Annotated in this window: 4 protein-coding genes; all 4 read right to left on the reverse strand. The window is 31.3% G+C overall.

What is annotated here, in order from left to right; genetic code table 11:
* Nucleotides 1–6: 6 nt before the first annotated feature.
* The 4 genes from P2W75_RS17075 to P2W75_RS17090 all read right to left on the reverse strand — a co-directional run bounded on the left by P2W75_RS17075 (nucleotide 7) and on the right by P2W75_RS17090 (nucleotide 16,886).
* Nucleotides 7–5,451, reverse strand: a complete 5,445-nt coding sequence (locus tag P2W75_RS17075; RefSeq protein ID WP_276381415.1) for a MupA/Atu3671 family FMN-dependent luciferase-like monooxygenase — start codon at nucleotides 5,449–5,451, stop codon at nucleotides 7–9.
* A complete protein-coding gene (locus P2W75_RS17080; protein WP_276381416.1) occupies nucleotides 5,439–8,849 on the reverse strand; it encodes an amino acid adenylation domain-containing protein in 3,411 nt (1,136 codons plus the stop codon). The genes P2W75_RS17075 and P2W75_RS17080 overlap by 13 nt, the downstream gene beginning before the upstream one ends.
* Nucleotides 8,850–8,852: 3 nt before the next feature.
* Nucleotides 8,853–14,396 (reverse strand): non-ribosomal peptide synthetase, encoded by a 5,544-nt coding sequence (locus tag P2W75_RS17085; RefSeq protein ID WP_276381417.1) that lies wholly within the window; start codon nucleotides 14,394–14,396, stop codon nucleotides 8,853–8,855.
* Between the two features lie 453 nt (nucleotides 14,397–14,849).
* Nucleotides 14,850–16,886 carry a tetratricopeptide repeat-containing sensor histidine kinase gene (locus P2W75_RS17090; protein WP_276381418.1) on the reverse strand — a complete coding sequence of 679 codons (2,037 nt, stop codon included), beginning with the start codon at nucleotides 16,884–16,886 and terminating at the stop codon, nucleotides 14,850–14,852.
* Between the last annotated feature and the right edge of the window lie 16 nt (nucleotides 16,887–16,902).

A 16,902-nucleotide genomic window follows, 5' to 3' on the forward strand; every position in this document is an offset into this window, starting at 1 on the left:
ATTATATCAATTAATTCTGCTGGTGCGGGCATTTCTTCTCAATGTTCCTTTGTCAAGGACTTTTTGAGATGAATTAGTTTCAATTGGATTACTATTCTGGATTAGTTTTGCTTGCTGCTGTATAGTTGGGTTTCGAAAAAGTTCTACCAATGAAAAGCTTATATTAAACTTGGTCTGAAGTTTTTCATGAAGCAGTACTATTTCTATTGAATTTCCTCCAGCTTCAAAAATGCTGACTTCATAAGGAATACTTTCCTTTTTTAAAACCTCGCACCAAAGACTATAAATATCCTGTTCTACCTGATTGTTTAGTTTTACTGTATTCTCTTGTACTGCTTTCTTAGGTTTAAGCTCTTTAAGTTTTATTAGATTTACTTTTCCGTTTTCCATTAAAGGAATTGAGGAAACAAAAGCAATGTCTTTAGGATTCATATAATCCGGAAGCATATTTTTTAAATAGTTTCGAACAAATGATTCGTTGACTTGTGGAGCCGAATATTGTCTTTCTATGCTGTTATGTGTTTTTTTACGATCGTCATTTATAGCATAAAGCATATAGGTATTTTCATTTTTGATCGTATCAGAATCACTCATTGCCAATTCGTCAATTTGTATTTTGTAACCGTTTTTCTTTAAAAGTTTTACGATACTGTCAAGATTATAATCTCCATCTACCTCAATGGCAAGCTGGTGAATTTTTGACCAGTGTTCTTCTCTTACACCCTCTAAAACAAGGCATTCGCTTTTTTCTACGTCCACTTTAAGGAGATCAATACATTCAAGTTTAAGATCATCAATAACATCAGAGATTGTAGTAAGCTGACAGTCTACTTCTTTGGCTTCATATAGAGAATTCAGGTAATTTTTGAATTCGTCATTCATTTCACCTTCACTATCAATACTTTCATAAAAAGATTTTACAATAACATCTTCATTTGAATGATTAGCGTTTTGTGAAAGAACTGTTTTATCATGTTTCACATAACCGCCTACAGCATCTACAATAGTTTCTTTTTCTGTAAACCTTCCTGACATACCTGCCATTTCAGGATAATAATAAAAAGTCGCATTTTCTTTTTTGTTAGAAACTCCGTAATTCAGGATTCGACCTTTGATATTGCGGTGTTCAAAGTTTTGTTTTAATCCTGAAAAAATCTGGGGGATTGGTTCAAAAGCGACTAGAAATGCACTTGGCTGCTTTTGATTTACATGCATACTAAATGATCCTATATTAGCTCCTGCATCTATTACTACCGCATTTTCGGGTATGGAAATATTATGTTTGAAATAGATTTCATCTTCAAATATTTCTTTGTAAAGCATAGCCAGCTGTCGGTTTGACTGATGATAAACGGTGCTTCCGTCAGGAAATTTAAATGCTTTTGCCTGCTCTTGAACAGGAAGCTCTTTATAGTTTCCGAATACTATTTCTTCTTTAACAATGTAAGCAGATAAATATGTAGTATTACTATCAGTAATTGGTACAACTTTACAATCCTTTACTTCGGGAATTTTACATATTACATTCTCAATCTCCTCAGGTTCAATTCTGTAACCATTAATTTTTACCTGATTGTCTTTTCTTCCTTCATAATCAAAAGTTCCGTCAGGATTTAAGCGCATTAAATCTCCCGTTTTATAGAATTTGATAGTATCTGCCTGCTTGTTTTTTAGTTTTTTAAAACTACCCGCAGTAAGTTCTGAATTGTTGTAATATCCTTTTGAAACTCCAGATCCTCCGATATACAATTCGCCTACAACTCCAAGAGGAACCTGCTGTTCGAATTCATTAAGAAGCAATAATTTTGTATTTAAGATTGGATTTCCAATTTTAAAATTGCCGTTACGAATTTCTCTCCATGCAGACCAAACGGTTGTTTCTGTAGGGCCATACATATTGTATAATTTCGCATTTGTAATCTCGCTTAATCCGTCGATCAAGTTTTGGTTTAAAGGTTCTCCTCCTATCATCCAATGTTCTACAGAAGAAATGTCTCTTGAATTATCTTGATTGTATAAATCCAGGATTAACTTAGACTGCGAAGGTGTCATTTGAACATGAGTAACCTTATAAGTATCAATAAGTTCTAATTCATTTTTTTGATTGTTTATATTTAACAAATCTCTAAGCTCATTTTGTTTTTGGTAAAGTGATTTTGCTTTAGCAATGTTTTTCAATCCTGAAAGTACTTTTTCGTTTTCAACACCAAAATCTACAAGACATGCTACTTCCGTAACTCCTATATTTTGAATACTTTGCAGCATTTTCTGGCAGGATTGGACACTACCAATAAGTGTGTTTTCTTTGCTGAATTTTCGATAAGCAAATTCAATAATCTCATCACTTTGTGTATCGATATTGAGACTTAATTCTTGTGCAAGAGGTTCCATTAATTTTATGGACGATCTTAGATACTCTTTAAATGGCTTTTCACTAATCTCTGCGGCTTTTTCTTGATCCGCATCGATATAGGTATGCAGCATCAATGAAACTGTTTTATCTTCTACAGTAAAACCATTTTCTTTCAGTGCTTTATGATAAACTGCAATGTTTTCTGCTAATTTTTCTAAGGACTGGCCAAGCATATGTGTAAGTACATTTGCTCCAATTTCTCCTGCATATTTAAAAGTTTCTGGATTTCCGGCTGCGGTAATCCAAAGTGGCAATTGTTTCTGTATGGGTTCGGGTCTGATTGTAATTTCAAAATCTTGACCTGTTCCATTTTTTCGTATTACAGAATGTCCTTCCCAAAGTTTTTTGAGTTCAGTAATTTTTTCACGCATTTCAATATGACGCACTTCATAATTTGAATTTGAAAAAACAAAATCATTTGGATGCCAGCCAGATGCAATACTAATTCCTGTGCGTCCATTGCTCAAATTATCAATAACAGCCCATTCTTCTGCCACTCTAATTGGGTCGTGCAGCGGAAGAACGACACTTCCGGAACGTACTTTTATTTTTTCTGTTAAAACAGATATAGCTGAACCTAAAACTGCTGGACTTGGAAATAATCCTCCAAATTCTCCAAAATGTCTTTCGGGTGTCCAAATCGCAGTAAAATCATTTTTATCTGCATATTTTGCTGTTTCGAGAATTAAATTGTATTTCTGGGCATCGTTTTCTTTATCTGCGCCAAAAAACATAATACTAAAGTCCAGATTCTTAGTTTGTGAGATATTGTCTGAAGAAAGCAGCTTGAAAGGATTTGACTGTTGTAAAACAATTTGATGCCCTCTCGAAATCGTCCAGATTAATTCTAAAACAGAAATATCAAAGTTCATGCTTGTTTGTGCAAGCCAGTTTTGTCTCGTTTGTGTTCCAAAAGAAATATCAAGTGCTTTTAAGAAATTTTTCAAATTGGCATGACTTACTTCAATTCCTTTTGGTTTTCCTGTTGTACCAGATGTAAAAATTATGTAAGCTGTATTTTCATCATGGCAGTTTATTACCACTTTATCATTTACAGTTAAATCAAGTTTATCAAGATATATAAAATCTTCATACATCTCTTTTAAGTATAATTCTCTTAAAGCAGAATGTGTTATAATGCACTTGGGCTCAGCATCTTTTACGATCTGGTTCAATCGAATAGAAGAATAAACAGGATCAAGTGGAATATAAGCCGCTCCTATTTTAAAACATGCAAAAATTGAAGCAACCATTTCGATACTGCGAAGCAGACAAATTCCAACACGGTCACTATTTTGTACTCCGTTTTGTACTAAATGGGATGCAATCGAATCAACTTTTTCTCCTAATGCTTTATAAGTGTATGATACACCACCACAGATTACAGCGGTTTTATCTGGATTATTTTTTAACTGATATTCAAAAAGGCTATTCGTCTCTTCAACATCGGTGAGATTTAATACTTCTCCATCTAAATGTTTACATATATCTTCCGCATCTTTATCGCTGATCATGTTGATTTTAAAAACATTTTCGTCCGGATTTACTAATACAGAATTTAATAATGTGTCGAAGTGTCCCGCCATACGAGCAATGGTTTCTTCATTAAAAAGATCTGTATTGTATTCCCATGAAAGCGAAAGTTCTCCTGAAATCTCAATAATATTTAGGCTGAGATCATATTTAGCACTTCTTGTATTTTTATAAGTGACCGTTTCTAAAGTTAAATCTGTTAATGCAACCTGCTCTTGTTCGTTATTCTGCAGCGAAAGTAAAACCTGAAACAAAGGACTGTGCCCTAAATTTCTTTTCACTTTGAGTTCTTCAACTAATTTTTCGAAAGGAAGTTCTTGATAATCATATGATTCTTCCAGCATTTTTTTGCTTTGTCTCAGTAAATCGATAAAACTTGGATTTTGCGACAAATCACTGCGTAGTACTATAAGATTCATAAAAAATCCTACCAGACCTGCAATTTCAGCTTTTTCTCTGTTAGCAATGGGTGTGCCTACAACAATATCTTTTGCATTACTGTATCGGGCTAATAAAACACTAAACACAGCGTGAATAGCCATAAAAAGAGTTGCTGATTCCGTCTTACATAAGCTGTATAGCGATTTTAGAGTTTTTGCCTCTACTTTAGAATAATAGGTGCTTCCATTAAAAGTCTGTACAAATGGTCTCGGATTATCTAAAGGAAGATTATGAATTACTGGTAAATCTGCCAGCAGATTTTTCCAATAATCAATTTGTTTTTCAAGAATCTTGCCCTGCAATCTTTTTCTCTGCCAAATTGCATAATCAGAATACTGCACGGTTAATTCTGGCAATGCGTTTGTTTTTTCTTCTAAATAGCTATTATAAAGAATACTGATTTCATTAACGAAGATTCCAATTGACCATCCATCTGAAGCAATATGATGCATCGTTACAATTAAGAAATGCTCATTGGCATTTACTTTAAAAAGTCTAACATTTACTAATAAATCTTGAGTTAAATCAAATATTTTATTGGTTTCTTCTTCAATTTTTTCAAAAAGCTGGGATTCGATAGTGCTGTCAGCTGTATCAAATTCTTCAGCAACAATAGTAAAGCGCTCTACTTTTTGTATTTTTTGAAAAGGTTCTCCAGAATTATCTACAAAAAAGGTACTACGAAGCGTATCGTGTCTTTCGATAATGCTTGTAAAAGCTTTATTTAAGGCATTGTAATCCAATCTGCCTTTTAATTTAAAAGCTGATGTAAGGTTATAATGAGAACTTCCGTTATTGATTCTATCTAAAAGCCAAAGACTTTGCTGCGAAAAAGAAAGTGGTATTCTGTTTTCTTTATTGGTATTTTTTACCAAAGAAATTTCACTGGATGCATTTTCAATTAAGGAAATGATCTCTTGTTTATTTTCTTTTAAAAACTGTTTATCTTCTTCGTTTAGCACAGCCAGATCGCCTTTTACCAAAAGTTTGTCTTGTGACACTTCAAAACTTACTTTTTTCTGGATTAAGCGGGCTAGTCTTTGTTTAAGCATTAAATCTCCCATATTTCTGTGTTTTGGTTAGCAGAAACTTCTACTGTTATCGTATTTGCGATGCCTTTATTAAAAATTATTTCATCATCTATTGATTTTGCTAGTTCTTGTATATTTTGAAAAGTAAAGACATCTTTTATTTTTAATTTGATTCCGAAGACTTCATTGATCTTGTAAATCATTTTTACGATACTGAGAGAATGTCCGCCTAATTCAAAAAAATTATCCGTTACACCAGCTTTTTCTACATGCAGAATTTCTTTCCAGATAACAGCTAATTGTTTTTCTGTTTCTGTAACTGGCGCGACATATTCTACTGATGATCTTATATTTAAATCAACATCAGGAAGCGCTTTTCTGTCTACTTTTCCATTCAGGGTCAATGGTATTTTTTCAAGCTTAATGAAGAATCCCGGAATCATGTAATCAGGAAGTTTTGACTTTAAAAAATGCATGATTTCATTTTTATTTAATTCTTCTTTTGATACGTAGTAAACCACAAGTACATTCTCGTTGTTTATGGGTTTACAATCTATTACTACATGTTCCAATAAATCTGAAAACATATATACAGTAAGTTCGATGGCTTCGAGTTCAATTCGGTAACCTCTTATTTTAACTTGAGTATCGTTTCTTCCCAGATAAATGATGTTTCCTAAATAATCTAAATAAGCCAGATCACCTGTTTTGTATAACTTTTGAGAAGAATTAAATGGATTTGAAATAAATCGGTTTTTGGTTAATTCTGGCAGATTTACGTAGCCTTTTGCCAAATTCGCACCACCAATATAAATTTCGCCTATTACCTTTTCAGGCACTGGCTGCAGATTATCATCTAAAAGGTGAATTGTAGTATTAGGCAGCGGTTTTCCAATTGGCATATAATTTAATATATTCTCTTCTTTACCGGAAACCGAAAAACTGGTAACGACATGAGTTTCTGAAGGGCCATAATGGTTGTGCAGCACTACATCTGGAAACTGGATAAGAAATTTTTCTAGTGAGTTTCCTATAATCAATTGTTCTCCAGATGATATGATGTGTTTTAAATGATGATCATCAAAAAAGTTCTGATCAACAACATCGAAAAAACCTGATAATGCTGAAAATGGGAATGTAAGAACTTCTATCTTATTGTTTAAAATATAATCTGAGAGGCTGGTAAAATCTAATTTCATAGATTCTGGCGTAACATACAGCATTCCGCCACCGCTTAGCACAAACCACACATCTTGAAGGGATACATCAAAACTAAATGAAGTGTATTGCAAATGTTTTAATCCGGTTGTAATACCTGAATTATGTATGTTCCACTGGATTAGATTCGACAACATTTTGTGTGTCTGAATTACGCCTTTTGGGTTTCCAGTTGATCCTGAAGTATATATAATAAACGAGGCATCTTCTAGTGTATTTAAAACGGGTAGGTTTTCAGCAATATCTTCTGAATATTTAAATTGATCCAGATATATTAAATCAGCAGCAGCACTTGCAGTAAATGTAATATCTGAACTAGTAAGTATAAGATTAATCGAAGCATCGTTTAAAATATAATTTTTACGGTCATCTTGGTATTTGTTATCAATAGGCACGTAACATGCTCCTGATTTAATAACACCAATCATGGCAATAACATTGTAATGAGAACGGTTTAATAAAACACCAATGTTTTTTCCTGGTCCAGCATTATGATTTTCTCGTAAATGTGCCGCAATCTGATTGGAATAGTTATTTAACTGGCGATACGTAATTACAACATCATTATATCGTAAAGCCGTTTTATCTGGGGTTATTTTTACTTGATTTTCGAAAAATGCAATAACCGTGTCCTTTTTGTATCGAGCTGTATTTATATCATAATTCTGAATTCCTGAATATCCTTCAAGGTAATTTACTTCATTTATTTTTTTGTCAGGATTTTGTAAAAGAAGACTAATCAGCTTTTTATAGTTTACGATAAATTGCTTAATAAATTTTTCTTCAAATAGATCTGTATTATATTCTATTTTAAGCTGTAAATGATTTCCAATTTCCTCTACAGATAGTAATAAATCAAATTTACTAGTGTTGTTTTTTTCCTTCGTTATATAATCTGAAGCGTTCTCATTTATTTCTTCATCGGTATTATCTTGAGACAAAACAACCAGCATAACATCAAAAAGAGGAGTTCTAGAAGGATCTTTCTTTAATTTTAATTCCTTTACCAATTCTTCAAACGGATACTGCTGATTGGCATGTGCTTCTAACAATGATTTTTTTACCTTCTTAAAAAAGGTAGTAAAAGAGTCCTGTTTTTCTAGATTATTTCTGACGGCTAATGTGTTGGTATAAAAGCCTATTTGATTATTCAAATCAATATTCTCTCTTGCTGCAAAAGGACTTCCGATTACCGTATCGTTATTTCCAGAATATTTAGAAAGCATTACATGAAGTGATGCTGCAATAATCATATGCAGTGAACCTGTACTATTCTTTTTATAAGCTTGTATTAATTCGGCAGTATGATTATCGAAATAGGTTTTTAAAGTACTTCCGTTATGCGTTTTTACAGCAGGACGAATATTTTTAAGAGGCAAATCTAAAACAGGAATTGTATCTGAAAATTTATCAAGCCAATACTCTTTCTGTTTTAGTAAAGCTGCTTGTTTTAAGTTTTCGATGCTCCAAGATGCATAATCTTTATACTGAATTCGTAATGTTGGCAATAAAGGTTCAGTGTTATTTTTTAATGCATTATAGGTAATTGCGATTTCATTTTTAAGAATAGGAATCGACCAGGCATCACAAATTATGTGGTGCATATTACAATAGAAATAATAACCATCGCTTTGATATTTTAAAAGAGCAGCTTTAATCAAAGGACCATTTTCCAGATCAAAAACTTCATTATTTAAGGCAATGATATATTGTTCTATTTCTTCAGAAAACTTATCGCTAGTAGAAAAGTCTTTATACTCCAGATTGAATTTTATTGCATCTGCAGACAATACGTACTGCTTTAATTCATTGTCTTTGTTGACTTTAAATACCGTTCGTAATATTTCATGTCTTTTAATTACAGACAATAAGCTGTTTTCTAAAATTACTTTGTCATAATCTCCTTTTAGTTTTAATTCAAACGGAATATTATAAGCCAGAGAAGCGCTTTTTGACTGTGATTCAAACCAAATTCTAAATTGGGCATTTGATACCGAATAGTTTTCCGCACTATGTATCTGCGGAATATGTTGAAATTTGTCTTGCTCAATAGATTTCAAATAATCAATAATCTGGAACTTATTATTTTTTACTTTTTCAACAATATCATTCCCTATCCCTTCTTTTAAAAGAGATACTTTCAATTGATCATCAACAATTTTTACGGCAATTCCTTCTGCTCTTAATTCTTTAAGTAATGCAATTGTTTCCATAAATTAAATAATTAAGTGGTTTACAGATTGATCATCATCTACTTCTTGAAGCCATTTTGTATTCTCAATGGTAACAGCAAGATTTTCAATTGTTGGTGTTGAAAAAAGCGTATCAAGCTTAATGGTTAAATCAAATTTTTTATGAATGATTGACAGCAGCTCCATGGCTTTTAAACTGTGTCCTCCAAGCTGAAAAAAGTCATCGGTTGTTCCAATGTTATTAACTCCTAGAATTTGCTGCCAGATTTCAACCAATTCTTGTTCGATTTGATTTTTTGGAGCAGTATATTGTTTGTGAATCACATCATTTCCAGATATAGACGGAAAGGCATTTTTATTTAATTTTCCATTTGGTGTTAATGGAAAGGATTCTAATTCTATATAATAATTAGGAATCATATATTCAGGAAGTTTGCTGCCTAGATAATTTCTTATTTCGGCTTTATCAACCAAACCTGATGTTGTATAATAAGCTGCTAAAGTTTTCTCATTATTTTCTTCCTGTACCAAAACTGCAGCGGCAGTAATCAATTCTGAGAAATTGGCAATTGCTGTTTCAATTTCTCCTAATTCGATTCGGTAACCGCGAATTTTAACCTGGTCGTCTTTTCTTTTTAGAAATTCAATATTTCCATCTGGAAGCCAATACCCTAAATCGCCGGTATCATACATTCTTTCTCCTTCAGCAAAAGGATTGTTTATGAATTTAGCCGAAGTTAAATCTGGTTTATTAAGATATCCTCTTGCAAGCCCGTTTCCTGATATATAAATACTTCCAGATACTCCCACTGGAACCGGAGAATAAAATTCATCCAAAATCCATATTTTTGTATTGGATATAGGACGGCCTATAGAAACTGACTGATCTTTTCTTGATGTTACTAAATAACAAGTGCTGTAAGTAGTATCTTCAGATGGACCATATAAATTCCTAACTTCAATGGATTCTAAAGGAAGTTGATTAACAATATCTACAGAAAGTGCTTCACCTGCCATATTGATAACATTTACATTATCCAGCGAAACCTTATCTGTCAGTAATTTTCTAACTACAGATGGAACTGTGTTTAATAATACATTTTTATCAACATTTAGATAGTTCTCGATTTCCAATGCATTTTTTAAAACACGAAGCGTTTTACCAGTCGTAAGCGTAAAGAAAAATTCATAAACCGAAAGGTCAAAGCAGTATGAAGTAACTGCATATACAATTTCGAATTTTGACAAATCATATTCTCTTTTAGACCAGTTAATTAATTCAACCGCATTTCTATGCTCTATCATTACTCCTTTTGGATTTCCCGTTGTTCCAGAAGTGTAAATAATGTATGCTAAATCTGTTTCTTTGTTTACAATTGGCAGATTTTCTGAACTGAAATTTTCTTTTACAAGATCATAACGTTGTAAAAAATCGTTGTCGATAACTACCTTGCTATTACTGTCTTTCTCAATATATTCTATTCGCTCTTTAGGGTAATTTTTATCAATTGGCACATAAGCTCCACCAGCTTTTAATACAGCCAATAAAACAGCCAGCAATCTTTCATTTCTGTCTAACTTAATGCCTACCAAATCATTTGGCTTAATATCATATTCTTTTCTTAAGTAATCAGCTAGTTTATTAGAATCAGCATTAACTTCTAAATATGTATTATTTTGATTTTCAAATACTACAGCTGTTGCATTTGGTGTTTTTAGTACTTGATCTTCAAATAGATCTGTTATTGTTTTGCCTTGTGGATATTCAATATCAGATGCATTAAATTGTGCAGTTACTAAGTAATTTTCTTCAGGAGTTATATATTTTATTTCTTCAATAGTTTTGGCAGGATTCTCGACTGCTTCCACCATCAATTTTTCAAAATGGGGAAACATCCTTTGAATCAGAAATTCATCATAAACATCAGTATTATACTGAATACTAAGTGATAATCCTTCTTCGTTTTCTGTAAAGGCATAACTAATATCAAATTGTGCCGTTTTACTTTCAAACGGATAATTTTCAACTTTTAATGCTGCTATTTTTTCCTCATGAGCAAGATTTTTAATTTGTCTCTGATTTTGCAAAACGATCATTACATCAAATAAAGCCGATCTGCTTCGGTCGCGTCTTAAATTCAGATTATTTACCAAATCAAAAAAAGGATAATTCTGATGTTCATAAGCCAAAGCCAAAACTTCTTTTTCTCTATTTAAGGCTTCTAAAAAAGGATTTCTTTCTAAAAAAGATGTTCTTACGGCTATTGTGTTCAGGTACAATCCTATTTGATTCTCCAGATCATAATGATCTCGGCCTGCCACTGGAGTACCAATTATAATATCCTGCTGTCCTGTATATTTATATAATAAAGACTTTATACCAGTCATTAATGTCATAAAAAGAGTAACATCATTCTGGGCAGAAAATATTTTTAATCTATTTAGAAAATCTTTTGAAAAACTATGAGTAATAGTAGTACCGTTGTAAGTTTGAATTAACGGACGTTTCTTAAAGCCTGGCAGATTTAATATTGGTATATCTCCTTGAAATTGTTCTAGCCAAAATTTTTCAGATTCCAGATACTTTTCATTCTGTTTCTCATTAATCTGCCATAAAGTATAATCTTTATATTGAATTTTGAGCTCTGGTAATTCGATTAAACTTCCTGCTGTTAAAGCATTATACGTTTTTACTATTTCAGAAACCAATAATTCCATTGACCAGCCATCGCCAATAATATGGTGCATTGAAAGGAAAAACAAATGTTCGTTTTCTTTTGATTTTACTAATGACGCTCTGATTAGTGGAGACTTTTCTAAATTGAAAGCTATGTTATTTCTTTCCTGAAAATATTCCAGAATTTTTTCTTCCTGATTATGTACAGAAGAAAAATCTTCTTCAGTAATCACAAAATCAGACGAAGAAGCAGCTGACTTAATAAACTGGTTAATTTCTCCCGATTCACCAGCTTTAAAATAAGTCCTTAATATTTCGTGCCTCTCTATTAATAATCGAAATGATTCCTGAAATTTATATTTATCAATATTACCCGTTAATTTCACCACAAACGGCATATTATAAGCCAATGATCCACCTTCTAACTGACTTAATATCCATAATCTCTGCTGTGAAGCGGTTAAAGGATAACTGTTTCTAAAATCTGCCGATGGAATTGGTGAATACACTTCCGTTTTCAATACTTTTCTTAAACCTTCAATTGTAGGATTTGTGTAAAATATTTTATACGGAACACTCTTATTGAGCTTTTTATACATTAAATTAATGATTTGTGAAATCATTAAACTATGTCCGCCCAATTCAAAAAAGTGATCGTTTACACCAATTGGAGCAACTCCAAGAACCTGTTCCCAGATTTCTGTAAGTGCTTTTTCGATTTCATCTCCAGGAGCTTTATAATCTCTTTTAACGATTAGTGAATCTGTAATTTCTGGAAGCGCTTCTTTATGTACTTTTCCATTTGGCGTAAGAGGAAGGCTCTCTATCTTAACAAAATAAGACGGAACCATATAGGCAGGAAGTTGTTTTGCCAAATATTCTCTTAGCGCTACTCTGTTGTTTTTTTCGCTCTCTATATAATAAACAGCGAGAACATATTCTTCATTATTTTTCTTTACAGCCGCGACAGCTTGCTTAATCGTATCCGAAAATGACAATAATGCATTTTCTATTTCTGCTAGTTCAATACGATATCCTCTTAGTTTTACTTGATGGTCTTTTCTCCCAAAATATGCTAGATTTCCGTCCTCTTGCCATTTAGCCAAGTCACCAGTATCGTACATTTTTTGACCAAGGCTAAAAGGATTGTCTATGAATTTTTGAGAAGTAAGTGCTGCTTGATTAAGGTACCCATCTGCAATACCATCTCCTGAAAGATATAATCTTCCAATAATGCCCTCTGGTACTAATTGTAAATTGTCATCTAATATATAAGCTTGTGTATTGGTAATTGGTTTTCCTATAGGAATTGAAGATGTATATTTTTTTTCTTTGGATAATTGATAATATGTGCTATACGTAGTATCTTCTGAAGGACCATACAAATTTCGGATTTCAGCATTTGTCAGTACTAATTTATTAGCGATGTCTACCGGAAAAGGTTCACCTGCCAAATTGATCACAGTTACATTTTCCAAAGAATATCCGGCTTCCAGAATACTACGCATACTAGAAGGAACCGTATTTAATAAAATCTTTTTATGCTTTTCCAGTTCAGAACCTATCTCTAACGCATTGTTTAAAATTTTTATCGTTTTGCCTTCATACAAGGTGTAGAACATTTCATAAACTGAAAGATCAAAACAATGTGAAGTTGCAGCAAAAATAATATCAAATGATTCGCTATTGAATTCCTGAGAAGCCCAATTGATAAAAGTTCCTGCATTTTTATTGGTAATTACCACTCCTTTAGGACGTCCGGTTGTTCCTGAAGTGTAAATGATGTAAACTGGATCAGATGATTCTCTATGGAGTGTATTGTTTTCTTTTGAATACAAATTTTGATTGTCCAGAAACTGATTATAAACCTGAGCATCAATTACTAATTTGCAATTACTGTCTTTCTCAATATAATCTATTCGGTCTTCAGGATAATTTATATCGATTGGCACGTATATTCCACCCGCTTTTAAAACAGCCAGAATAGCAATAAGCAGTTTTTCGGTTCTTTCAACTTTTATTCCAACGAAATCACCTTTTACAATAAAATATTCTTTTCTGAGATAATCTGAAAACTGATTAACCTGATCATTAAGCTCTTGGTAAGTTAAAACGGTTTCTTTATAAACAACAGCAATATTTTCTGGTGTTTTATAGGTTTGTTTTTCAATTATTTCTGCTAAAGAAATAGTATTCTCATATTTTTCAGAACTGAACTTATTTAAAAGATTTTCTTTTTCAAGATTTGAAACAACTGGAATTTCAAAAATTGGAATATCGATGTTGATTTCTAAGTTTATCAGCCATTCTTTAAATTTCGTTAAAAAATGAGTCGCAATTTTACTATCAGTAATTTGCTGAGAATATTCAAGAGATATTTTTAGATTATTATTTAGCTCTTTTTCAACATGAAACATTATTCCAAATGCAATATCAGGTTGTTTCTTGTAAATCCCATAATGAAATTGAAACGGAATATAATTTACATCTGGATTTAAAAAAATAGAATGATCTTCAGAATAACTAACGTATTTATAAACGGTCTGAATTTCTTCTCTAGTTTCTTGAAGAAATTCTTTTATTGTTTTTTTCTCAATTAATTCAAATTCAAAATACACATTTAGAGATTTTGAATCTATTATCATATTAGAACCAACTGTATTGCAATCTTCAAAATAACGCTGAAGAAGCATATTATATAATGCAATCAGAACGGTATATTCAGCGATTGTATTTTCTGATGTGAGTTTATAGAAATAGGAAAGATCGTGTGCATCAATATTGATGTGATTTATAGAAGAAACATCAGAATAATTTTCTGTCTGAGGAACAATATTACTTGTTTTCTTATGCCAATACTCTTTGGCAATTTTTTGATTTATTTGATGCATTGTGTGGTATTTTTATTTAAAAACTGATAATCTACAAGACAGTAGTTATTAGAATGCCCAAAATAATTTTGGAAGTGCTTTTTATATCTACAAATTCTATCTAATATGTAGACATAATTTTATTAACTCTTCATAAAAAAACACTATCTAAATCTATATTTTGATTAGCATTATAATATTTTCTGTCACAAATATTTCTTTTTAACATTTTCAGTTATAATATATATGACGAAAATAACAGGAAAGAAGCAGTAAAAATTACGGGTTTTTAAAGTAAAAATTACGGGTTATAGAAATGCTTAAAAAGAAGATTTAAGCATGGAAAGAGAAATAAAAAAACTGGCTCTCTATTTTCGAAGAATAGAGAGTCAGTTTTACTAAAATTATGTAAAAAGATGTTTTTTTTGTACAAGCAGATTCACCAGAAAACAAAGAAATGAATCCAACTAAAATTTAATTTATTTCATTTAAAGAGGAAAGATTTAAGGTGACTTCAATTTTCGTTCCTTCATTTGGTTTTGATGTTATATTGAATTTTCCATTTAATGATATTGCCCTGTCTCTCATATTGTTAATTCCAATACCGCCTTTCCTGCTTTTAACATCAAATCCTACTCCATCATCTACAATAGTCAGCTTTAATATATTATGTTTTTTTCTATAAATTTTTACTTCACATTTTTTTGCATTTGCATATTTATTAACATTCAAAACCGCTTCCTGAATGATTCTGTAAAGATTAATTTTATAGATAATCTGAGTATTTCGCCAGTCGATATTATCATCATCTAAATAAGTAAACTTAGTTTGACTTATCTCTTTCTGATTTTCAATTAATGTGAGCAGTAAAATATTAAAATCGCTTTGTTCTAATAGCGAACTATTGCTTAACCCATGGGATATTGTACGTATTTCATTTTCAATATTCTGAAGTTCATATATATACCCTTTTCTTTTTTCGATTATTTCTACATCATTATTAGCATTAAAAAAACCTAAATTCATTCTTACACTGTAAATTTTATTCATAATTCCATCGTGTAGCTCTTTGGCAATTTTTGTTTTTTCATTTTCTTTGGCATTAATAATTTTTTCATGCTGATCTGTAAGCAGCTGATAAATTTCTTCATTCGCCTGTTGTTCTTTTTTAAAAAACTTCAGTTCCTGATTTTTATATTTAAAATACCTTAAAACAATAATTATTAATAACCCCAGAATTAATACAAACGATGTAATCAAAATATAAAAATTTGTCTTGGTTAAAACTTTATTTTCATCCTCAATTCTTGATGTTTCATATTCTATTCGTGAATACTTGTCATGCGCATTTCTTTGAATTGTGTTTATACTATCGCTTACTTTAATATATTCACTAGTATAAAACAAACTATTTTTTTTGTCAACTTTATATAGAAGCCTTAAAGTGGTCAAAATTTCATTGCTGCTTTTAATTTTAATTGCCAGATGATTTGCCTCATTTAAAACTTTAATAGAATTTACGGTATCATTTTGAGTTAAATAATACTCTCCTATATGTATTTTTTTATAAATAATATCCGGTTCCAGTCCAATACTATCAACTATCCTTAATGACTCAAATAACATAGGTCCTACGTCTTTATAGTCTTTGCTTTTCATTTTAGAATAAGCCAGATTACTTAGAACATTGGCATATAACCTTGGCCACCCTTCTTTTAGTTCATCTGTTAGTAATGGTTTAAGCTTTTCAATAGATTTAGAATATTCTCCCTGCAGATCATAAAGATTGCATACATTAATAATAGAAGTAATATTATAATTATTTATTTGATCCTTCTCATTACCTTTCATTTTATCTAAAACTTCCAAAGCCATATTATGATACTTTAAAGCTTCTTCATATTGAAGCAGCTTTTCAAGACAGTTCCCCATTAAGGTATTGCAAGTATAAATTAATTCGTAATCTTTAGAACCTTTTAAATATTGTAAAGCTTTAGAAATTTCAACATTACATTCTATATAATTTCCATCATAAAATAAAACATACCCTTTATTAAATAGCATTCTAGCTACGTTATCATCATCATGCAGTTTAAAATAAATCTTTTCTGCCTGCAGATAATAAAAATAAGCACTGTCTTTTTTAGTATTTTCATAGCAGTCACCTACAAAATAAGATGATTTTGCCATTCTAACACTATCGTGAGCCATTTTAGATAATTTTAAAGCCTTCAAACTAACGTTTAAAGATTTTTTGGGATTATTGATATAATAATATTCAGACGCAACTTTTAAATAAGTATTTCTTATCTGCAGATTATTTCTCTGAGCTTTTAATACCAATACTGTAGAGTCCAGATATTTCTCTTTCTTGTCTCCTTTTAAATTATCTGCGTAATTCTTATCAAAGAAAATGATTGAATCATTTTCAGAGCTAGCTGAATCACTTTTCTTACAAGATAAAAAAAGGAAAAAGAGGATTAAAAAAGGAATTTGGTTTGAAATATTCAAAATTATATTTGTTTTG

Source organism: Flavobacterium sp. H4147, from assembly GCF_029360735.1.
In the GTDB taxonomy this organism is placed as follows: domain Bacteria; phylum Bacteroidota; class Bacteroidia; order Flavobacteriales; family Flavobacteriaceae; genus Flavobacterium; species Flavobacterium endoglycinae.

What these genes read in the sequence shown, in the direction of transcription:
- P2W75_RS17075 (WP_276381415.1), bottom strand. Translation starts at nt 5,451, where the DNA reads ATGGGAGATTTAATGCTTAAACAAAGACTAGCCCGCTTAATCCAGAAA.
- P2W75_RS17080 (WP_276381416.1), bottom strand. Translation starts at nt 8,849, where the DNA reads ATGGAAACAATTGCATTACTTAAAGAATTAAGAGCAGAAGGAATTGCC.
- P2W75_RS17085 (WP_276381417.1), bottom strand. Translation starts at nt 14,396, where the DNA reads ATGCATCAAATAAATCAAAAAATTGCCAAAGAGTATTGGCATAAGAAA.